The sequence below is a fragment of the Streptomyces longisporoflavus genome (assembly GCF_014649775.1).
Taxonomy (GTDB): domain Bacteria; phylum Actinomycetota; class Actinomycetes; order Streptomycetales; family Streptomycetaceae; genus Streptomyces; species Streptomyces longisporoflavus.
Genome location: NZ_BMTR01000003.1, coordinates 479,614 through 500,930, shown reverse-complemented (window position 1 = coordinate 500,930; position 21,317 = coordinate 479,614). Strand labels below are relative to the sequence as shown.

The window sequence follows — 21,317 nt, the reverse complement described above, 5'->3', positions numbered from 1 at the left end:
TCCCGTACGTCCAGGGCGCCCCCGCCAGGCAAAAGCCTAGAACGGCTCGAAGTCGTCGTACGCCTGCTCGGCCTCGTCACGCTCCGCGTCCCGCTCCCGGCGGCGCTGGGCCGCGGGCCGGGGCGCCTCGAGGCGGTGGTCCTCGCCGCGCCGGCCCAGCATCTCCGCGCCGGCCATGACCGTCGGCTCCCAGTCGAAGACGACCGCGTTGTCCTCGGGGCCGATGGCGACGCCGTCACCGGTGCGCGCGCCCGCCTTCATCAGCTCTTCCTCGACGCCGAGGCGGTTGAGCCGGTCGGCGAGGTAGCCGACGGCCTCGTCGTTGTTGAAGTCGGTCTGGCGCACCCAGCGCTCCGGCTTCTCGCCGCGCACGCGGTAGATGCCGTCGTCGCCGAGCTTGACGGTGAAGCCCGCGTCGTCCACGGCCTTGGGCCGGATGACGATACGGGTCGCCTCCTCCTTCGGCTTGGCGGCGCGCGCGGCGGCCACGACCTCGGCGAGCGCGAAGGAGAGCTCCTTGAGCCCCTTGTGCGCCACGGCCGACACCTCGAAGACGCGGTAGCCGCGGGCCTCCAGGTCCGGGCGGACCAGGTCGGCGAGGTCCTGGCCGTCCGGTACGTCGATCTTGTTGAGGACGACGACGCGCGGGCGGTTCTCCAGGCCGGCGCCGTACTCGCGCAGCTCGGCCTCGATGATGTCGAGGTCGGAGACGGGGTCACGGTCGGACTCCAGGGTCGCCGTGTCCAGGACGTGCACCAGGACGCTGCACCGCTCGACGTGGCGCAGGAACTCCAGGCCGAGGCCCTTGCCCTGGCTGGCGCCCGGGATCAGGCCCGGCACGTCGGCGATGGTGTAGACGGTCGACCCGGCCGTCACCACGCCGAGGTTGGGGACGAGCGTCGTGAAGGGGTAGTCCGCGATCTTCGGCTTGGCCGCGCTCAGGACCGAGATCAGCGAGGACTTGCCCGCGCTCGGGTAGCCCACGAGCGCGACGTCCGCGACCGTCTTGAGTTCGAGGACGATCTCGCCCTCGTCTCCCGGCTCGCCAAGGAGGGCGAAGCCGGGCGCCTTGCGGCGGGCGGAGGCGAGCGCCGCGTTGCCCAGACCGCCGCGGCCGCCCTGCGAGGCGACGAAGGTCGTGCCCTGGCCCACCAGGTCCGCGAGGACGTTGCCCTGCTTGTCCAGGACGACGGTGCCGTCCGGTACGGGCAGGACCAGGTCCTGGCCGTCCTTGCCGGAGCGGTTGTCACCGGCGCCGGGGGCGCCGTTGGTGGCCTTGCGGTGCGGGGAGTGGTGGTAGTCGAGCAGGGTCGTGACCGACTGGTCGACGACCAGGATCACGTCACCGCCACGGCCGCCGTTGCCGCCGTCCGGGCCGCCGAGCGGCTTGAACTTCTCACGGTGGACGGAGGCACAGCCGTGGCCCCCGCTACCCGCGGCGACATGCAGCTCGACGCGGTCCACGAAGGTGGTCATGGGATGTGCCTCCAGAAACGAGCGAAAAGGTAAGGGGCGAAATGCCCCTAGGTGTAACACGCGAAAGGCGGACCCGCTTCCCGACAGGGAAGTGAGGTCCGCCCTCGCGAAGAACCTGTTCTACGGAAGCCTGGTTCAGGCGACCGGAACGATGTTCACGACCTTGCGGCCACGGTGCGTGCCGAACTCGACCGCACCGGCGGCCAGCGCGAACAGCGTGTCGTCCTTGCCACGGCCGACGCTCGCGCCGGGGTGGAAGTGGGTGCCGCGCTGGCGGACCAGGATCTCACCGGCGTTGACGGTCTGACCGCCGAAGCGCTTCACGCCGAGCCGCTGAGCATTGGAATCGCGCCCGTTCCGAGTGGACGATGCGCCCTTCTTGTGTGCCATCTTGTCTCAGTCCCTTACTTCGCAGCCGTGGGGATACCGGTGATCTTGATCGCCGTGTACTGCTGACGGTGACCCTGACGACGGCGGTAGCCGGTCTTGTTCTTGTAGCGAAGGATGTCGATCTTCGCGCCCTTGTGGTGGTCCACGACCTCGGCCTGGACCTTGATGCCGGCAAGGACCCACGGGTCGCTCGTCACGGCGTCGCCGTCGACAACGAGCAGGGTCGAGAGCTCGACCGTGTCGCCAACCTTGGCGGTGGAAATCTTGTCAACCTCAACGATGTCGTCGACAGCAACCTTGTGCTGGCGACCACCGCTGCGCACGATGGCGTACACGCGGATCTCTCTCTCGCTCGGAACGGGACCCCCGCAGTCCAGCCGCCCGCATACACGGTCGGCCTCTTCCGAGCGCCGGGCGCCGGAAGGAAATCAGGTTTACAGGGGTAGGACGTGCCTACTGACACGCCGACGGTCAAGATTACGGGGCTCACCCGGAAGGGTCAAACCGGCTTCTCGCCGTCCGGCGGCAGAGGCTTGACACCCTTGCACAGATCGGTGGTGTCGGCCTTGCCGGGCCAGGCCACGGCCCGTACGCGGTCGAAGTGCCCGCGGTACGCGTCGTGCACCGAGTCGTCGTCGACCTTCACGATCGCCTCGTCGTTCTCGCGCAGCGCCGGCGCCGTGTAGTTCTGTGAGCCGGTGAAGGAGAGCTTGTTCTGCCTGCCGTCGTACATGCCGTCGATGAGCAGGTACTTCGAGTGGATGATGTAGGGCGTCACCAGCTTGGTGCCGGGGTGCAGCGGGTCCCGGTCGTCGTTGTAGCAGCGCATGGTGGGTCCGCCGGTCTTGTGCAGCGCCTCCCAGGTGCCCGGGGTGCCGCCCTGGCTCTTGGCGCTGTCGGACTCGGCGTAGAGGATGCTCACCGTGCAGCCCACCTTCTTGAGCGAGACGAGCTTGTCGGCGATCTGCTTCCGGGTGATCTTGAAGATCGAGGCACGGACGTTCGTGTGCCTGATCGCCCCGGTCGCGTCCTTGTAGTTGCACTGCACGTTGTTCAGGACCGAGTACATGGTGTCGGTCTCGTTGACCGTGCCGGAGCGCGGGAAGAAGTACGCCTTGTAGAGGCCGTCGCTGACCGTGCGGTAGTCCCAGTTCCGCCAGTCCTTGCGGATCATGTCGGCGAAGTAGTCGGCGTACGCCTCGTACATCGTCGGGTTGTTCGGGAGCTGCAGCGCGTCGTTGAAGAACTTCGTGTGCGCGGAGGGCGTCGAGTTCGACGTGGTCTGCACGACGATGTCCCTGGCCCCCTCGACCTGCGAGAACAGCCAGAACTTGTTGTGCATGATCGACTTGCCGTACTTGGGATCGCCCAGGCAGGACTTGTCCGCCGGGCAGAGCGTCACGAAGGACGACTTGTTCCTGTCGGTGCCGAGCGCCGTCGCGAGCCTGCTGTACGCCGTGTTCGTGGGGCGGTCGCTCCTGCTGGTCTCGTCGAGCACCATCTGCACGTGCACGCCGCGATTCCTGGCCGCCACGAGCGCGTCGACGACCGGGGCCTCCCACACGTGGTAGACGGCGACCTTGATGGTCGAGCCCGGCACCGCGGTGTTCGTCAGCTCGATCAGGCGGGTCCGGATGGCGTGCTGCTGCTCGGGGGTGCCCAGCGGATCGTTGAAGATCGGCGCCTCGGCCAGGGACGGCTCCCCGTCTGCCGCACCCGCCGTTCCCGCGGCGCTGACGGTCTGGATACCCGCCGCCGAGAGAATCGTGGCCAGAGCGACGGCCTGCCGCCCGCCCTTGACCGGTTTCACGGCACGGTGACGTCCCGTGCCTCCCAGGCGACCGTGCGCCATCGTCCATCCCCTCCCCAGACGTGACCGCGACGTCTCCCCAGACGCCACACCCACGTTCCCGTTCACCAACCGCATGAGTTTTACAGGTACTTCACTCTGTTCCAAGTTCCGACAAGGAGATGCCCCCGGTGCGGTGATCTCACCGCACCGGGGGCACCCGGACATACGTACGGACTACGAAGGAGGAGGTCAGCCCTCGTCGGCCGCGGAGGCCTTGACGCCGGCCGGCGTCTGCTCCGCCGCGGCGGTCTTCTTCGTCGTCTTCGACGCCTTCTTGGCCGTCGTCTTCTTGGCGGCCGTCTTCTTGGCCGCGGTCTTCTTGGCCGCCGCCTTCTTCGCGGGCGCCTTCTTGGCCGCGGTCTTGCGCGCCGTCTTCTTGGCCGGAGCGGCTTCCTCGGCGGGCGCCTCGGTGTCCGCGGCGGGCTGCTCCGGGGCCTTCTCGGCCGTCGGGACGACCAGGACGGCCGCCTCCGCGGACGCGGTCGGCGCGGACGCCTTGCGGACCGCACGGCGCCGCGGACGGGCCGGAGCCGCGTCGGCGGGGGCCTCGGCCACCGGCTCCGCGACGACCGGCTCGGCGACGGGCTCCGCCTTGGGCGCCTCCTCGACGATCACCGCGGCGGCCTCCGGCTCGACGCTCTGCGCGGCCTTCGGCGAACCGGCGGGCGCCGTCGCCTTGCGGGTCGCGCGACGGCGCGTACGCCCCTTGGGAGCGGCGTCGTCGGCGTCGGCAACGGGCGCCTCGGGCGCGGCCTCGACGGCGGCGGGCTGCGGGGCAGCCGCCTCCTCCGCCGGAACGACCGGAGCCTCGACGACCGGGTCCTCGGCGGCCGGAGCCTCGGCCGTGGCGGCCTGCCGGGAGTTGGCCCGCTTCTTCTGCGCCTTCTCGGCCTTCCCGGACTTCTCGGCCTTCTCCGGCCTCGGGGCGGACTCCGCGACGGGCGCGGCCTCCGCCTTCGGGGTGCCGGCCGGAGCCGAGGCCCGGCGGGTCGCCCTGCGGCGCGAACGGCCACCGCGGGACGCCGCGGCCTCGGCCTCGAAGGCGCTGCTGTACAGCTCCTCGTCCGGCACGAACTCGGGCTCGGGGAGCGCCACCGGGGCGGCGGCCTCCGCGGCGACCTCGGCCTCGGTCTCGGTCTCCACCTCGTCCGTGACCCCGGGGGCCTCGTGGCCCTCGTGCTCGTGCGTGTGCTCCTGACCCTGCTCGGAGCCGCCGCGACCGCGCTTCTTGCGCTTGCCGCCGCCACCGGCGGAGGTCGGCTGCTCCATGTGCACGATCACGCCGCGGCCGTTGCAGTGGACGCAGGTCTCGGAGAAGGACTCCAGGAGGCCCTGTCCGACCCGCTTGCGGGTCATCTGCACGAGGCCCAGCGAGGTGACCTCGGCCACCTGGTGCTTCGTACGGTCACGGCCCAGGCATTCGAGCAGGCGGCGCAGGACCAGATCGCGGTTCTGCTCAAGGACCATGTCGATGAAGTCGATGACGACGATGCCGCCGAGGTCACGCAGGCGCAGCTGGCGCACGATCTCCTCGGCCGCTTCGAGGTTGTTCCTCGTCACGGTCTCTTCGAGGTTGCCGCCCTGGCCGGTGAACTTGCCGGTGTTGACGTCGACGACGATCATCGCCTCGGTCTTGTCGATCACCAGCGAACCGCCGCTGGGCAGCCAGACCTTGCGGTCGAGCGCCTTCATCAGCTGCTCGTCGATGCGGTACGTCGCGAAGACGTCGACCTCGGAGGTCCAGCGCTGCAGACGGTCGGCCAGGTCCGGGGCGACGTGCGAAACGTAGCCGTGGATGGTCTCCCAGGCCTCGTCACCGCTGACGATGACCTTGGAGAAGTCCTCGTTGAAGATGTCGCGGACGACACGGACGGTCATGTCCGGCTCGCCGTACAGCAGGCTCGGCGAGCTCGTGGAGGACGCCTTCGCCTTCTTCTGGATGTCCTCCCACTGCTGCTGGAGACGCTCGACGTCACGGCGCAGCTCGTCCTCGCTCGCGCCTTCGGCGGCGGTGCGCACGATGACGCCCGCGTCCTCGGGAACGATCTTCTTGAGGATGGTCTTCAGCCGCGCGCGCTCGGTGTCGGGCAGCTTGCGGCTGATGCCGGTCATCGAGCCCTCGGGCACGTACACGAGGTAGCGGCCCGGCAGCGAGACCTGGCTGGTCAGGCGGGCGCCCTTGTGGCCGATCGGGTCCTTGGTGACCTGCACGAGGACCGACTGGCCGGACTTCAGGGCGGACTCGATGCGGCGGGGGCCGTTGGCCATGCCCAGCGCCTCGAAGTTGACCTCACCGGCGTACAGGACGGCGTTGCGGCCCTTGCCGATGTCGATGAAGGCGGCCTCCATGGACGGCAGGACGTTCTGGACCTTGCCCAGGTAGACGTTGCCGACGTACGAGGTGGCCTGCTCCTTGTTGACGTAGTGCTCGACGAGCACGTTGTCCTCGAGGACGCCGATCTGGGTGCGCTCGCCGTTCTGGCGCACGACCATGACGCGCTCGACGGCCTCGCGGCGCGCCAGGAACTCGGCCTCGGTGATGATCGGCACGCGGCGGCGGCCCTGCTCGCGGCCTTCGCGGCGGCGCTGCTTCTTGGCCTCCAGGCGGGTCGAGCCCTTGATGGACGTGACCTCGTCGGCGCCGGTGCCGAGCTCGCGCTCTTCCTTCTTACGCGGCTCCCGGACCTTGACGACCGTGCGCTCCGGGTCGCCGTCCGACGCGCTCTCGGCCTCACCGGAGTCACCTGCGCGGCGACGACGGCGACGACGGCGACGGCTGCTGCTGGAGCCGGCGCCCGCGCCGTTGTCCTCGTCCTCGTCGGACTCGGCCGCTTCCTTGGCGTCCTCGGCGGCCTGAGCGCCCTTGACGTCCTCAGCGGCCTCCGGCTCGGCATCGGCGTCCGGGTCCTGCTGGTCGCCGGAGTCCTCGGCGGACTCACCGCGGCGGCGGCGACGGCCACCCCGGCGGCGACGGCGGCCGTGACGCTCGCCGGAGTCGTCGGACTCGTCGTTGTCGGTGTCGCTGTCGCTGTCGATGTCGTTGTCGGCGGAGGTGTCCTCGGCCTCTTCGGCCTCGGGCGCCTCTGCTTCGGCGGGCTGCGCGGCGGCCTTGGCGGCCGGCTGCTCGTCGGTGGCCCGACGGCGGCGGCGACGGCGCGGGCCGGTCTCCTCCTCCGCCACCGGCGCGGCGGCGACGGGCTCCTCGACCTCGACCTCTTCGACGGGCTCGTCGGCCGCCTCGGCGGCGGCAGCGGCAGCCGCGCGCTCCGGGGTCTGGAACATCGGCTCGGCGAACACCGGCGCCTGGAAGACGGCGACGGCGGGCCGCGCGGGCTTCCGCCCGGAGTCGTCGTCGGTGTCACCCGCGCGTGCCTTGCGGGCCCGCGTCGGGGACGGCGCCGAGAAGCCGGCGGCGGCCTTGCGGGTGGCACGACGGGGGCGGCGCCCGCGGGGAGCGTCGTCCTCGGCGGTCTCCGCGTCGGGGGTCTCGACGGGCGCCTCGGCAGCGGGCTCGGGAGCCTCGGCGGGCTCAACGGCGGCCTCGGCGACCGGCGCGGACGCACCGCGGGTCGCACGACGACGGGCACGACGCGGCGCGGCGTCACCGGACTCCGGCTGCCCCTCGGACACGGGCTCGGCGGCAGGCGCCTCAGCGGCCTCGGTGGGCTGGACGGCGGCAGCGGCCTCGGCGACCGGCGCGGACGTACCGCGGGTCGCACGACGACGGGCACGACGCGGCGCGGCGTCACCGGACTCCGGCTGCACCTCGGACACGGGCTCAGCAGCAGGCGCATCGGCGGCGGCCTCGGCAGCCACCGGCGTCTCGGCAGCCGTCGGCGCTTCGGCGGCCTGCGGAGCACCGGCGGGAGCCGAGGCGCGGCGGGTCGCACGGCGGCGGCGCGGGGCCGGAGAGGTCTCAGCGGTCTCGGCGGCGGGCTCGGCCACGGCCACGACGGGCTCGGCGGCGGGGGCCTCGGCGGGCGTCTCCACGGCGGTCTCGGCCCCCTGCGGCGCACCGGCGGGAGCCGAGGCGCGGCGCGATGCACGGCGGCGGCGCGGGGCGGGAGCGGCTTCCTCGGCCGGCTCCGGCTCCGCAGCGGCGGCCTTGGCGGGCTCTTCGGCGGCGGGGGTGGCCGGTATGGCCGGAGCTGCGCCCTCGGTGGCCTCGGTGGCCCCGACGGGCGGTCCCGCGGGCCGCGACGCCGCGCGGCGCCTGCGGCGCGGCGGCAGGGTGTCGCTGGGTGTGTTGTTGTCCGAGCCCTCAGTGGGTTCGTTCGGCTCAAGCATGCGGGCGGTTCTCCCGTCACGCTCCCGGGCGCCGCGCCTGGTCCGGTGATGTCCGCGGCTCTCGCTCACCTACACGGGGCCGCCATCCGGGGGCGTGGGCGCCGCACGGGAGCTCTATGTGTCTGTCTCGCCGGTTCCGTACGCCCAAATGCGTACGGCCTGGCGAAAGTCTCGGTCAGTGCGCTGCCCGACCCAGGTGGCTCCCGAGTCAAAGGGCGGCGCTTCGGCATCCGTCCCTACGCGGGACCTTCCGTCGCCGGCACCTTCGCGGCGGCTGCGTCGGCCCCTTGTTTCTCGGTCGGGGTCGTGGCTGCCTCGCGGTCGGGCGCGAGCGGGTCGGTCACCGTGCCGGTCTCGTCGTCAAGAAGCCCCTGCGCCAGCCTGGTCACCGCTGCGGGGACCGGCGGCGCCAGGTCGGCCACAGCTCGGAGACCGGACAGGACGTCGTCGGGTCGTACGGCAGGTGTCACGTGCCGAACAACCAGCCGCAGTATCGCACAGGGCTGGTCGGTCGGCCTATCGGTGTCGTGGGCGATCGCCTCGTCAGAGGCGATGGACTCCAGATGCACGACGGCCTCGCGGGCATCGAACGTCCGCATGCCGTTCTTCGCGCGGCGCTGGACCTCGACGGTCTCCGCGGCCCGGAATGCCTCGGCGGCACGCTCCGCGTCCGCGGGCTCGACGCCGTTCAGGCGCAGCTCCCAGACGGAGGCGGTGAGCCGGTCGGCGAGTCCCGGGGTGCGGGACTCGACGGCGTCCACGATGTCGAGGCCGGTCGGCATCGACTCGTCGAGCAGCTCGCGCAGCTTGTCGGGGTCACGCGGCTCGGTGAGCGCGATCTCCAGGTACTCGGCCTCACTGCCCGTGCCGGTGGGTGCGGCATTGGCGTACGACACCTTCGGGTGGGGGGTGAACCCCGCCGAGTACGCCATGGGCACCTCGGCGCGGCGCAGGGCCCGCTCGAAGGCGCGCTGGAAGTCTCGGTGGCTGGTGAACCGGAGGCGGCCGCGCTTGGTGTAACGCAGTCGGATGCGCTGCACCGCGGGAGCGGGCGGCGGGCCTTCGGGCTGTCGCTTGCCCAGTGTTCTAGTCCTTCGTGAGTGCGGTCGTACTGCTACCTAGAGTACGTGCCCCCGGCGCGTCAGGTTCCCGCCGGGCCACCGGCACCGGCGCGGGCACCGGCGCGGGCTCCGCCACGGCGCCCCCCCACGGGGACCCGCTCCTTCGGCGCCCCGAACAGCATGCGCCGTACGTCGGCACGCGCGTCCCGCACGCTCTGGCGGACGCCGGCGAGGGCCTGCCGGGTGGCGCGGCCCGCGTCCTTCACGGCCCGCGCCGCGGGCCGCCAGACCCCGTCGCGCAGGACGTGCCCGACCGGAGTGAGGACCGCGCGGTAGACCCAGCGCACCGGGTCGACGAAGAGCCATCGCAGGAGCCTGCCGAGGAAGCGGCCGACGACCAGCGAGATGTGTCCGGCGATCCGCCAGGCGTGTCCGAACGCGTCGAAGATCTCGCGTGCGACGACCGCGATGCCCCGCCCGACGGGCGCGAGCACCCAGCGCCACAGGGCGACGGCGGGCACGACGAAGATCCAGCGCCCCAGGGTGGCGAGGACCGCCCCGATCCCCCGCGCGAGCCAGGCGATCGCGTGCCCGATCGGCGTGAGGACGGCGGCATACAGCCAGACGGCGGGCACCACGATCAGCACCCGCCCGAGCCATGCGAGCCCCATGCCGACCGGCACGACCACGTACTTCCAAAGACCCACCCAAGGCCACACGAACACCGCCTTGAGCAGCCACATCAGGCAGGCGCCGATGCCGCGTCCGGCCATCGCGGCGCCCGCGGCGATGCCTCGCGCGAGCCAGGCGATCGCGTGCCCGATCGGCGTGAGGACGGCGGCGTACAGCCAGACGGCGGGCACCACGACCAGCATCCGCCCGAGCCACGCGAGCCCCTTGCCGACCGGCGCCACCACGTACCGCCAAAGACCCACCCACGGCCACACGAACACCGCCTTGAGCAGCCACTCCGTGACGGTCGTGATGCCGAGCGCGACCGGCGTGACGACGTGTTCGAACAGCCACGTCAGCGGCGTCACGATCAGCGTGCGGCCCAGCCAGGCGAACGCGCGTCCCACGGGCCTCAGCCCCCGCAGGTACAGGAAACGGCCGCACACGGCGAGCGCGTCCCACACCAGGCGTACCGGCACGACGAGCACAAGGACCACGATCCGCACCGGGATGCGGATCGCGACGGCGAGACAGCCCTCGGCCTGCGGCTGTGGTGCGGTGGGGGGCTGCTCCGGCTCGCGCTCGTTCAGCGGGGGCCGCTTTTCCAGGTCCATGCCGTCCTAGACGCTCAGGGGCGGATGCCGGTTCAATCCGGGCGGCGGCCGTGAGCCGTCAGTCGCCCGTCTCGATCCAGTAACGCAGCTTTCCGCCGCGTTCGTCGTCAAACGCGCCGCCCGCGGCCTCGATCACCTTGCGCGAACCGGTGTTGTCGGTGTCGCAGGTCACCAGGACCGAGGTGAGGCCGAGGGCACGGGCGTACGGGAGGCTGTCGATCAGCATCGCCGTGGCGTGGCCGCGGCGGCGGGCGGTGGGGCGCACGTCGTAGCCGATGTGACCGCCGTACTCGCGCAGGAAGCGCGTGGCGATGTTGTGGCGGATGGCGAGACGGCCGAGGTAATTACTGCCGTCCGCGTACCAGAGGGTGGTCACGGGGACGGAGAGCGGCTCGGCGGGATGCACGGCTTCGTGGACCTCGGCCACATAGCGCTCGAAGACCACCGGGTCGTGCCACTTGTCGCCGTAGTCGCGCAGGGTGCGGCCGAGCGTCGTGTCGTCGTCGGCGCCGCCGCGGCCCTCGGCGCGGAACTCCTCCATCGCGGCGACGAAGGAGAGGTGCACGCGGCCGGAGGGCGGGGCGAGACGCGGAGCACCCGTCTCTGCCACCGGCTCCGGCCGCGTCACTTACTTCACCACCGACAGCGGCAGGAGCTTCTTGCCGGTCGGGCCGATCTGGATCTCGGTCTGCATCTGCGGGCACACGCCGCAGTCGAAGCACGGGGTCCAGCGGCAGTCCTCGACCTCGGTCTCGTCGAGCGAGTCCTGCCAGTCGTCCCAGAGCCAGTCCTTGTCGAGACCGGAGTCCAGGTGGTCCCAGGGCAGTACTTCCTCGTACGTGCGCTCGCGCGTGGTGTACCAGTCGACGTCCACGCCGAAGGCGGGCAGCGTCTTCTCGGCGCAGGCCATCCAGCGGTCGTAGCTGAAGTGCTCGCGCCAGCCGTCGAAGCGGCCGCCGTCCTCGTACACGGCGCGGATGACGGAGCCGATGCGGCGGTCGCCGCGCGAGAGCAGGCCCTCGACGATGCCGGGCTTGCCGTCGTGGTAGCGGAAGCCGATCGAGCGGCCGTACTTCTTGTCGCCGCGGATCTTGTCGCGCAGCTTCGCGAGGCGGGCGTCCGTCTCCTCCGCCGACAGCTGCGGGGCCCACTGGAAGGGCGTGTGCGGCTTGGGCACGAAGCCGCCGATGGAGACCGTGCAGCGGATGTCGTTGCCCGCGACCTCGCGGCCCTTGGCGATGACGTTCGCCGCCATGTCCGCGATCTGCAGGACGTCCTCGTCGGTCTCGGTGGGCAGGCCGAGCATGAAGTACAGCTTGACCTGGCGCCAGCCGTTGCCGTACGCGGTCGCGACGGTGCGGATCAGGTCCTCTTCGGAGACCATCTTGTTGATGACCTTCCGCATCCGCTCGCTGCCGCCCTCGGGGGCGAACGTCAGACCCGAGCGGCGGCCGTTCCTGGTCAGCTCGTTCGCCAGGTCGATGTTGAAGGCGTCGACGCGGGTCGAGGGCAGGGAGAGGCCGATCTTGTCTTCCTCGTACCGGTCCGCGAGGCCCTTGGCGACGTCCGCGATCTCCGTGTGGTCCGCGGAGGACAGGGAGAGCAGGCCGACCTCCTCGAAGCCGGTCGCCTTGAGGCCCTTCTCCACCATCTCGCCGATGCCGGTGATGCTTCGCTCCCGCACGGGGCGCGTGATCATGCCGGCCTGGCAGAAGCGGCAGCCGCGGGTGCAGCCGCGGAAGATCTCCACGGACATGCGCTCGTGGACGGTCTCCGCGAGCGGCACGAGGGGCTGCTTGGGGTAGGGCCACTCGTCCAGGTCCATGACGGTGTGCTTGGACACGCGCCACGGGACACCGGACTTGTTCGGTACGACGCGGCCGATGCGCCCGTCCGGGAGGTACTCGACGTCGTAGAACCCGGGGACGTAGACCGACCCGGTGCGCGCGAGCCGGAAGAGGACTTCCTCGCGGCCGCCGGGGCGGCCCTCGGCCTTCCACTCGCGGATGATCGCGGTCATGTCGAGCACGGCCTGCTCGCCGTCGCCGATGACCGCGCAGTCGATGAACTCCGCGATCGGCTCGGGGTTGAAGGCGGCGTGCCCGCCGGCGAGGACGATCGGGTCGTCGACCGTGCGGTCCTTGGACTCCAGCGGGATGCCCGCGAGGTCCAGGGCCGTGAGCATGTTCGTGTACCCGAGCTCGGTGGAGAAGCTGAGCCCGAACACGTCGAAGGCGCCGACGGGGCGGTGGCTGTCCACGGTGAACTGCGGGACCTTGTGCTCCCGCATCAGCTCTTCGAGGTCGGGCCAGACGCTGTACGTGCGCTCGGCGAGCACTCCCTCGCGTTCGTTCAGTACCTCGTAGAGGATCATGACGCCCTGGTTGGGCAGCCCGACCTCGTACGCGTCCGGGTACATGAGCGCCCAGCGGACGTCACACTCGTCCCAGTTCTTCACGGTGGAGTTGAGCTCTCCGCCGACGTACTGGATGGGCTTCTGGACGTGCGGGAGAAGCGCTTCCAGGCGTGGGAAGACGGACTCGACAGGCATCACAGCGTCTTTCGGCAGGGTTCTCATGATCTGGCAGGGGTGACCATCCAGCGTACCCCGGCGTTCAGCCGCTCAGTGCCGCCCGCAGTTTGGGCCTGGACGCCCGGTGCCACACCCCGGGCAGCTCGTTCTCGCGGCGGGCGGCCCTGGCCTCCTCCTGGCCGTACAGGAGTCCCCAGGTGAAGGCGGTCTCGCCGGCCGCGTGGGCCTGGACCGCCAGGTTCCGCAGCGTGTCCCTGGCGACGACGCTGTCCTGGTGATCGCCGAGAACCTTCTGGACGGCCTTCATCCGCTTCGCGAACCGCTTGGCGGGCTTGCCGAGCGCGGGCCTGGCCGCCTCGCCCGCGTACCGGGCACGCTTGGCGGCCTTGCGGGCGCTGTGCATCGCCACGTCCCGCTCCTCCCCCGGCTCCAGCGCGAGGGCGTGCTCGATGCGGGCTTCCAGACGGGCGTAGTCCTTGCGGACGGCCTTGGGGAGCGCCTTGCCGGGGGACGAAGTGGCCGCCTTGCGCAGCGGGGGGTCGGCGAGCAGCGCGTCGACGGAGTTCAGGAGCTGTACGTAGCGCTCTCCTTCGAGCGCGGCGACGGTCCTGCTGCGGGAGTCGGCGGCTCCGGCGACGGACCAGATCTGCAGGCGGGCCCGCACCGGCCCGAGGAGCAGGGTTCCCGGCACGGTGTCGACGCGGCTCGTGATCCGTTCGGCCAGGACCTCTTGGTCGCGGTCGACACCGAGCTCGCCCGCGAGCCATTTCAGTTCGTCGCCGATCGGGTCGGTGACGGAGCGGTCGAGCAGCTTGCGGTACGAGCGGAAGGCGCTGCGCATGCGGCGGGTGGCGACCCGCATCTGGTGCACGGAGTCCGGCAGGTCGCGGCGGACGTCGGGGTCGAGGGCGACGAGGGCGTCGCGCTGGGTGCGGATGTAGGCGAGGACGTGGTCGGCAGCGGTGACGGGGTCAGGTTGCACGGCGGAGTCCTTCAGCTCGATGACTGTGTACCGCTCACCCTTCTGCCCCTTTTTGCTCTTGCCAGGCTTCAGCTTGCCCTTCGCGAGCTGCTTCCGGGCCGCTGTCAGAGCCGTCCCCGCCTGAGCCTTGGCCAGTTTCGAAGCGGACGACGACCGCTCGACGCCCAGCTTCTTCAGCTTCTTCTCGATCCGGTCGAGCAGCGCGGGGTCCGCGCCGTCCGCCAGCTCCACCTCGATCTCGGCCCACTCGGCGGTGCCGCCGTCCTCGGTGAGCCGCTCGGCTCTGACCCGGTCGACGCTCAGCTCGGCGAGCAGCGCCCCTTCGCCGTCGACGAGGTGGCGCAGGTCGCGCGCGGTCAGCAGGCGCATGACGGGCACGAGCTCCGCATCGCGCACCCGGGATCGCACGAGCGAGGACAGCTCGGGCGGCACCGAGTCCGAGAGCGGGGCCTGGATCTCGTCCCGCACACCTTGTACGGGAGACACCGGCAGTTTCAGGTGCCAGCCCTCGTCGTCGCCGCCGATGCGGCGGCGCAGCGTGATCGAGTCGGAGAGGAGCACCTGGTCGGTCGTGTCGTGATAGACGGCGTCCAGTTCGACGACGCCCTTGTCGACGACGTCGGCCACCCCGGCGACACCGCTCAGGTCGGGCAGCTCCGCGTCCGCCCCGACGTCGTACTTCCGCTCGATCTCGCGCTTCGTCTCCGCCATGGATCGAATCTAGACGCGATCGCGGGCCGGTGGCAGCCCCGCGACCGGCCTAGGCCGACATCGGCCGCTGCACCTTGATCGACTGCAGCAGGCCCACGGCCACCCAGACGGCGAACATCGATGATCCTCCGTACGAGACGAAGGGCAGCGGCAGACCGGCCACCGGCATGATGCCGAGCGTCATGCCGATGTTCTCGAAGGACTGGAAGGCGAACCAGGCGATGATCCCGGCGGCGACGATCGTGCCGTACAGCTCGGTCGTCTCGCGCGCGATGCGGCAGGCCCGCCAGAGGAAGACGCCGAGCAGGAGCAGGATGAGACCCGCGCCCGCGAAGCCGAGTTCCTCGCCCGCGACGGTGAACACGAAGTCCGTCTGCTGCTCGGGCACGAACTGCCCCGTTGTCTGCGAGCCCTTGAAGAGGCCGGTGCCGGTCAGGCCGCCGGAACCGATCGCGATGCGCGCCTGGTTGGTGTTGTAGCCGACGCCCGCCGGGTCGAGCGCGGGGTTGGCGAAGGCCGCGAAGCGGGCGATCTGGTAGTCGTCGAGGACGCCGAGCTGCCAGACGGCGATCGCGCCGGCCGCGCCCGTGCCGAGGAGTCCGAAGACCCAGCGGTTGGAGGCGCCCGACGCGAGCAGCACGCCGAGGACGATCATCGCCATCACCATGACCGACCCGAGGTCGGGCATGAGGAGCACGATCACTATCGGCACGGCGGCCAGGCCGAGGGCCTGGAGGACCGTGCGGTGGTCGGGGTGGTCCCGGTCGCCCGCGTCGACGCGCGCCGCGAGCAGCATCGCCATGCCCAGGATGATCGTGATCTTCACGAACTCGGAGGGCTGCAGCGAGAAGCCGCCGCCGAGCACGATCCACGCGTGCGCGCCGTTGATCGTCGCGCCGAGCGGGGTGAGGACGAGCAGGACGAGGAAGACGGAAATGCCGTAGAGGATCGGCACGGCCGTGCGCAGGGTGCGGTGGCCGAGCCAGATCGTGCCCGCCATCAGGGCGATGCCGATGCCGGTGTTCATGATGTGCTTGATCAGGAAGGCGTACTGGTCGTCGCCGACCAGCTCGGTGCGGTTGCGCGTCGCCGAGTAGACAAGCGCGGTGCCGATCACGGAGAGCGCGATCGCCGCGAACAGTATCGGCCAGTCCAGCCTGCGCACCAGCGAGTCGCGGGCGAACACGCGGGACGCCATGGAGGAGCGCTCGGGCCCGTAGCCGGAGACGGAGAAGCCATTGTTGCCGGCCACTAGTCACGCCTCCAGTTCGCGGGCGCGCCCGCCAGTTCCTGCGGCTGTTCCGCGGGCTTGGGAGCCTCGGGCTTGTACGGCTTGATCTTCGGGGAGTCGATCGAACCGTCCTTCTCGATCTTCGGCAGGTTCTTCTGCGGCTCGGGGAGCAGGGCCTTCTTCAGGTTCTGCTTGCCGTCCTCGTCCAGGCCGTAGATGCCGTCGTAGATCTTGCGGACGGCGGGTCCCGAGGCGCCGGAACCCGTACCGCCCTGGGAGATCGTCATCACGATCGAGTAGTCCTTGGTGTACGTCGCGAACCACGAGGTGGTCTGCTTGCCGTGGACCTCCGCCGTACCCGTCTTGGCGTGCATCGGGATCTTGTCCTGCGGCCAGCCGCCGAAGCGCCAGGCGGCCGTTCCCTTGGTCGCCACGTCGGCGAGCGCACCGTCTATGTCGGCGCGCGTCTTCTCGTCCATGGGCAGCTTGCCGTGCGACTTCGGCTTGATCTCCTGGACCTGCTTGCCGTCGGCGCTGACGATCGCCTTGCCGACGGTGGGGTTGTACAGGGTGCCGCCGTTGGCGATGGCGGAGTAGATCGTGGCCATCTGTATCGGCGTGACGAGGGTGTCGCCCTGTCCGATGGAGTAGTTGACGGAGTCACCGGCGCGCATCTTCATGCCTTCGAGGCAGTTCTCGTACGCGATCTTCTCGACGTAGTCCCCGCCCTTCTTGCCCTGCTTGCACCAGCCGTCCTTGTTGGCCTTCCAGTAGTCCTTCTTCCACTGGCGGTCCGGGACGCGGCCCGTGACCTCGTTCGGCAGGTCGATGCCGGTCTCCTTGCCGAGGCCGAACTGGTGGGCGGTCTTGTAGAACCAGTCCTTGGCGTCCTTCTTCGGCTTGTTGCCGCCGTCCTTGGCCCACTGGTCGTGCGAGAGCTTGTAGAAGACGGTGTCGCAGGAGACCTCAAGGGCCTGGCCGAGCGTGATGCTGCCGTGGCCCTGGGACTCGAAGTTCTTGAAGACCTGGCCGCCGATGGAGTACGAGCTGGGGCAGGGGTAGCTGCCGTTGAAGTCGTAGCCCGCGTTGACCGCCGCCGTCGTCGGGATGACCTTGAAGATCGAGCCGGGGGCCGCCTGGCCCTGGATGGCGCGGTTCAGGAGCGGGTAGTTGGACTTCTTGCCGGTGAGCTGCGTGTAGTCCTTGCCGGAGATGCCGCCGACCCAGGCGTTCGGGTCGTAGGTCGGGTTGGACGCCATGGAGACGATGCGTCCGGTCTTGTTCTCCATGACGACGACGGCGCCCGCGTCGGCCTTGTAGTTCTCGTTGGTGTTCTTGTCGAACTCCTGGCGGGCCTTCTTCATCGCGTCGTTCAGCCAGTACTCGGACAGGGCCTGCACGCGCGCGTCGATGCTGGTGACGACGTTCGCGCCGGGCTGTGCCGGGTCGTCCTTGGCCTTGCCGATGACGCGGCCGAGGTTGTCGACCTCGTAGCGGGTGACGCCGGCCTTGCCGCGCAGCTGCGCGTCGTACGTGCGCTCAAGGCCGGAGCGGCCGACCTGGTCGGAGCGCAGGAACGGCGAGTCGGTGTTCTCGGCCTTCTTGATCTCTTCGTCGGTGACGGGCGAGAGGTAGCCGAGCACCTGGGCGGTGTTGGACTTGCCGGGCGCGGCGTAGCGGCGTACGGCGGTGGGCTCGGCGGTGATGCCGGGGAAGTCCTCGGCGCGCTCGCGGATCTGGAGGGCCTGCTTGGGCGAGGCCTCGTCCGTGATCGGGATCGGCTGGTAGGGCGAGCCGTTCCAGCAGGGCTGCGGCGTCTTGGAGTCGCAGAGGCGGACCTTGTCGGAGACTTCCTTGGCGGTCATGCCGAGGACGTCGGCGAGCTTGGCGAGGGCCGCCTTGCCGTCGTCCTTCATCTTCATCAGGTCCGTGCGGGACGCGGAGACGACGAGCCGGGTCTCGTTGTCGGCGATCGGCACGCCGCGCGCGTCGAGGATCGAGCCGCGCACGGCGGGGTCGACGACCTGCTGGACGTGGTTGCCGGAGGCTTCCTCGGCGTACTCCTCACCGTTGCGGATCTGGAGGTACCAGAGGCGGCCGCCGAGGGTGAGGAGGAGGGAGAGCACGAGGATCTGGATGACGATGAGACGGATCTGGACCCTTGGGGTCCGTCCGGTCTCGGGGATGTTGGTCACTGCTTTCCTCCCCCTCTCAGTGTGTGTACGAGTAGTACGTGTACACGACCGACCTGTGTGCGCGGCCGGTCGCGTACGGGGACAACTGCGCTGCGGTCACAGGCGCTTGACCCCCTTGATGCGTCCGGCGCGCGCGACACGTGCCTTGGCCGCCTTCATGCGCATGCCCCCGCGCTGGCTGCCGATGCGCAGGCCGGTGCCCGAGGAGAGCCAGCCGGCCGAGACGTCCGTGGCCTTGGCGGCCGGGGAGGTCTCCCCCAGTGGGTCGTTCTCGGCGCGCCGGGCGAGCGCGATGATCAGCGGCACCGTGAAAGGCGCGAGCAGCAGGTCGTACAGGGCGGCCGTGAAGAGCAGCCCGCCCAGGCCCACGTGGCGGGCGGCGGTGTCCCCGACGAGAGCGCCCACGCCCGCGTAAAGGAGGGTCGAGCCAAGAGCCGCTCCCACGACCACGACGAGCGGCGCGGTGGCCGACCTGAGCCGCCCGGTCTCCGGCTTGGCCAGGCCCGCGAGGTAGCCGACGACGCACAGGACCAGGGCGTACCGCCCGGCCGCGTGGTCGGCGGGCGGGGCCAGGTCCGCGAGGAGCCCGGCGCCGAAGCCGATGAGGGCGCCGCCGACGTGGCCGTAGACCAGGGCGAGGCCGAGCACCGTGAGCAGCACCAGGTCCGGCACCGCGCCCGGCAGTTGCAGCCGGGCCAGGACGCTGACCTGGATGACCAGGGCGACGACGATCAGGGTGGTGGAGAGCAGGATTCGGTTGAAGCGCATGGTTCCGGTGCTCCTACTGCTCGTTGCCGTTGTCGGCGTCGTCGGCCGGGGCCTGCCCTGACGGTGTGGCCGTGACGGTCACCGTCGGGGTCGGCTTCGGCTTGGCGGGCTTCTTCGGCAGCACCGTGTCGCGCGGGTCCTCGCGGGGCGCCTCGACGACGACACCGACGATGTCCAGCTTGGTGAAGCCGACGTACGGCTTGATGTAGACGTTGCGCGTCAGGTCGCCGCCCGAGGGGTCGACGCGGACGACCTCGCCGACCGGTACGCCCGGCACGAACGGCTTGTCCTTCTGCGAGCCGAAGGTGACGAGCCGGTCGCCCTTCTTGATCTTCGCCTTGCCGTTGAGCATCTGCACCGAGAGCGGGCGGTCGCCCTGGCCGGTGGCGAAGCCGAGCTCGTCGGTCTTCTCCATCCGGGTGCCGACGGTGAAGTCGGGGTCGTTGGCGAGCAGGACGGTCGCGGTGCTCGGGCCGACCGTGGTGACGCGGCCGACCAGGCCGTCGCCGTTCAGTACGGTCATGTCGCGCTTGAGTCCGTCATTGGCGCCCGCGTCGATCGTGACGGTCCAGGAGAAGCCCTGGGCCGCTCCTATGCCGATGACTTCGGCGCCCTTGATGCCGTACTGCCCGGCGCCGGCGCTCTTGAGCATGCTGTCCAGCTGTCTGACCCGGCTGCGGTTGCGGTCGTCGCTGCCGAGCTTCGCTTTCAACGCGGCGTTCTGGCGCTCGAGTTCCGCGATGCGGTCATGCCGGTCACCGGAGTCCCGTACCGCGCCGATCGCGTTGCCGATCGGGTCGACGGCGGACGACACGCCGTCCTCGACCGGGCCGAAGACCGTGGCGGCGGCCTGGCGGGCACCGTCGACCGGCGAGTCCTCACCACCGCGGATGTCCACCGTGATCAAAGCGAACGCGATGGCGATCAGCAGCACCAGGAGCAGCCGGCTCTCTCGTGTGTCCCTCACGTGCGGCGGCCGTGCCTTCCTCAGTTGGAAATCCTTGGAATTTCTAGCATTGACTTATGTATGAGCAACTGCACGTATATCGGAGCAAATCCATGCAATCCGATTCCGCGACGTCTGCGGACGCCGCGGAATTGTCATGCCGTGCCCTCTACGTCCTCTAGGCCCTCTATATCAACGATCCGCCGCACGAGGTGACAGGCACTCGTACGGCGGACACCCTTTCAGCGGGTTCGCGCCACTCTCAGCGGCGCGGCGACGCGTCAAGGACCTGCTGGAGCGCCTCGAACTCCTCGACACACTTGCCGGAGCCCAGTGCCACGCTGTCCAGCGGGTCCTCGGCGATGTGGATCGGCATGCCCGTCTCGCGGCGCAGACGCTCGTCGAGGCCGCGCAGCAGGGCGCCGCCTCCGGTGAGAACGATGCCGCGGTCCATCACGTCACCGGAGAGTTCCGGCGGGCACTTGTCGAGGGTCGTCTTGACCGCGTCCACGATCGCGTTGACCGGCTCCTCGATCGCCTTGCGGACCTCGGCGGCGGAGATGACGACGGTCTTGGGCAGCCCGGAGACCAGGTCCCTGCCGCGGATCTCGGTGTGCTCGTCGGCGTCCATGTCGTACGCCGAACCGATGGTGATCTTGATCTGCTCGGCCGTGCGCTCGCCGAGGAGGAGGGAGTACTCCTTCTTGATGTGCTGGATGATCGCGTTGTCCAGCTCGTCGCCCGCGACGCGGATCGACTGTGCCGTGACGATTCCGCCGAGGCTGATGACCGCGACCTCGGTGGTGCCGCCGCCGATGTCGACCACCATGTTGCCGGTGGCCTCGTGGACCGGCAGGCCGGAGCCGATGGCGGCGGCCATGGGCTCCTCGATGATGTGCACCTGACGCGCGCCGGCCTGCGAGGAAGCCTCGATGACGGCGCGGCGCTCGACTCCGGTGATGCCCGAGGGTACGCAGACGACGACCCGCGGACGGGCGAGGTAGCGCCGCTTGTGGATCTTCAGGATGAAGTAGCGGAGCATCCGCTCGGTGATCTCGAAGTCGGCGATCACGCCGTCCTTCAGCGGTCGCACGGCGACGATGTTGCCCGGCGTGCGTCCGATCATCTTCTTGGCTTCGGCGCCGACAGCGAGGATGCCACCGGTGTTGGTGTTGATCGCGACGACGGACGGTTCGTTGAGAACGATCCCCCGACCCCTGACGTACACCAGCGTGTTGGCGGTCCCGAGGTCGACAGCCATGTCACGGCCGATGAACGACATGTTGTTCCCCATGAGGATGCGTCTGGCCTTCCCTGGAGCGTCTGATGGCTTTTTAGGTAGGCGAGGTGGGTGCTGTGTGGCGTGGAGGCTTACATCGTAGTCTCGCCTGCACGAACACGGCGCTAGGGTCTTCGCCATTGTCAGCAGATGATGCACCGCCTCGCTCTTGGAGACGTGCCATCGGAGGCACGGGTTCCCCCGATTGGGGCGCATATGCCAAGGGGCGGCCGGTTTTCTCGGCCACCCCTGGTCAGGGCCGTACCTTGCTGACTGGGCGTCAGAAGTCTTTACGGAACTCTTTACCTGTGTCCGCCAGG

15 protein-coding genes are annotated in these 21,317 nt (G+C 70.2%); all 15 read right to left on the bottom strand.

Features of this window, described 5'->3' with window-relative positions; genetic code table 11:
• Positions 1-36: 36 nt before the first annotated feature.
• A complete protein-coding gene (gene obgE, locus IE226_RS08800; RefSeq protein ID WP_190080459.1) occupies positions 37-1,476 on the bottom strand; it encodes a GTPase ObgE in 1,440 nt (479 codons plus the stop codon).
• A gap of 135 nt (positions 1,477-1,611) precedes the next feature.
• Positions 1,612-1,866 carry a 50S ribosomal protein L27 gene (rpmA, locus tag IE226_RS08795; RefSeq protein ID WP_148013939.1) on the bottom strand — a complete coding sequence of 85 codons (255 nt, stop codon included), beginning with the start codon at positions 1,864-1,866 and terminating at the stop codon, positions 1,612-1,614.
• Positions 1,867-1,880: 14 nt separating this feature from the next.
• Positions 1,881-2,201, bottom strand: coding sequence for a 50S ribosomal protein L21 (gene rplU, locus IE226_RS08790; RefSeq protein WP_055566950.1), 321 nt, complete (start codon positions 2,199-2,201; stop codon positions 1,881-1,883).
• A 164-nt stretch (positions 2,202-2,365) separates the two neighbouring features.
• Positions 2,366-3,718 carry a phospholipase D-like domain-containing protein gene (locus tag IE226_RS08785; RefSeq protein WP_190080458.1) on the bottom strand — a complete coding sequence of 451 codons (1,353 nt, stop codon included), beginning with the start codon at positions 3,716-3,718 and terminating at the stop codon, positions 2,366-2,368.
• Between the two features lie 189 nt (positions 3,719-3,907).
• Positions 3,908-8,005: an Rne/Rng family ribonuclease gene (locus tag IE226_RS08780; protein WP_190080457.1), complete on the bottom strand. Its 4,098-nt coding sequence runs from the start codon at positions 8,003-8,005 to the stop codon at positions 3,908-3,910.
• A gap of 236 nt (positions 8,006-8,241) precedes the next feature.
• Positions 8,242-9,045 (bottom strand): TIGR03936 family radical SAM-associated protein, encoded by an 804-nt coding sequence (locus IE226_RS08775; RefSeq protein ID WP_190080456.1) that lies wholly within the window; start codon positions 9,043-9,045, stop codon positions 8,242-8,244.
• 101 nt (positions 9,046-9,146) lie between these two features.
• The gene (locus IE226_RS08770) at positions 9,147-10,352 is read right to left on the bottom strand and encodes a hypothetical protein (protein ID WP_444546073.1); all 1,206 of its coding nucleotides are present in this window, start codon (positions 10,350-10,352) and stop codon (positions 9,147-9,149) included.
• 58 nt (positions 10,353-10,410) lie between these two features.
• A complete protein-coding gene (locus tag IE226_RS08765; RefSeq protein WP_308429442.1) occupies positions 10,411-10,980 on the bottom strand; it encodes a GNAT family N-acetyltransferase in 570 nt (189 codons plus the stop codon).
• A complete protein-coding gene (locus IE226_RS08760) occupies positions 10,981-12,903 on the bottom strand; it encodes a TIGR03960 family B12-binding radical SAM protein (protein WP_190080455.1) in 1,923 nt (640 codons plus the stop codon).
• A gap of 64 nt (positions 12,904-12,967) precedes the next feature.
• The gene (locus IE226_RS08755; RefSeq protein WP_190080454.1) at positions 12,968-14,578 is read right to left on the bottom strand and encodes a CYTH and CHAD domain-containing protein; all 1,611 of its coding nucleotides are present in this window, start codon (positions 14,576-14,578) and stop codon (positions 12,968-12,970) included.
• 49 nt (positions 14,579-14,627) lie between these two features.
• Positions 14,628-15,830 carry a rod shape-determining protein RodA gene (gene rodA, locus IE226_RS08750; RefSeq protein WP_190080453.1) on the bottom strand — a complete coding sequence of 401 codons (1,203 nt, stop codon included), beginning with the start codon at positions 15,828-15,830 and terminating at the stop codon, positions 14,628-14,630.
• Entirely contained in the window at positions 15,830-18,004 is a 2,175-nt protein-coding gene (gene mrdA, locus IE226_RS08745) for a penicillin-binding protein 2 (RefSeq protein WP_190080452.1), read from the bottom strand. The genes rodA and mrdA overlap by 1 nt, the downstream gene beginning before the upstream one ends.
• A 96-nt stretch (positions 18,005-18,100) precedes the next feature.
• Positions 18,101-18,772: a rod shape-determining protein MreD gene (gene mreD / locus IE226_RS08740; protein WP_190080451.1), complete on the bottom strand. Its 672-nt coding sequence runs from the start codon at positions 18,770-18,772 to the stop codon at positions 18,101-18,103.
• 13 nt (positions 18,773-18,785) lie between these two features.
• Complete coding sequence (gene mreC / locus IE226_RS08735) at positions 18,786-19,739, bottom strand: rod shape-determining protein MreC (protein WP_190080450.1); 954 nt, start codon at positions 19,737-19,739, stop codon at positions 18,786-18,788.
• A gap of 241 nt (positions 19,740-19,980) precedes the next feature.
• A complete protein-coding gene (locus IE226_RS08730; RefSeq protein WP_160505014.1) occupies positions 19,981-21,000 on the bottom strand; it encodes a rod shape-determining protein in 1,020 nt (339 codons plus the stop codon).
• Between the last annotated feature and the right edge of the window lie 317 nt (positions 21,001-21,317).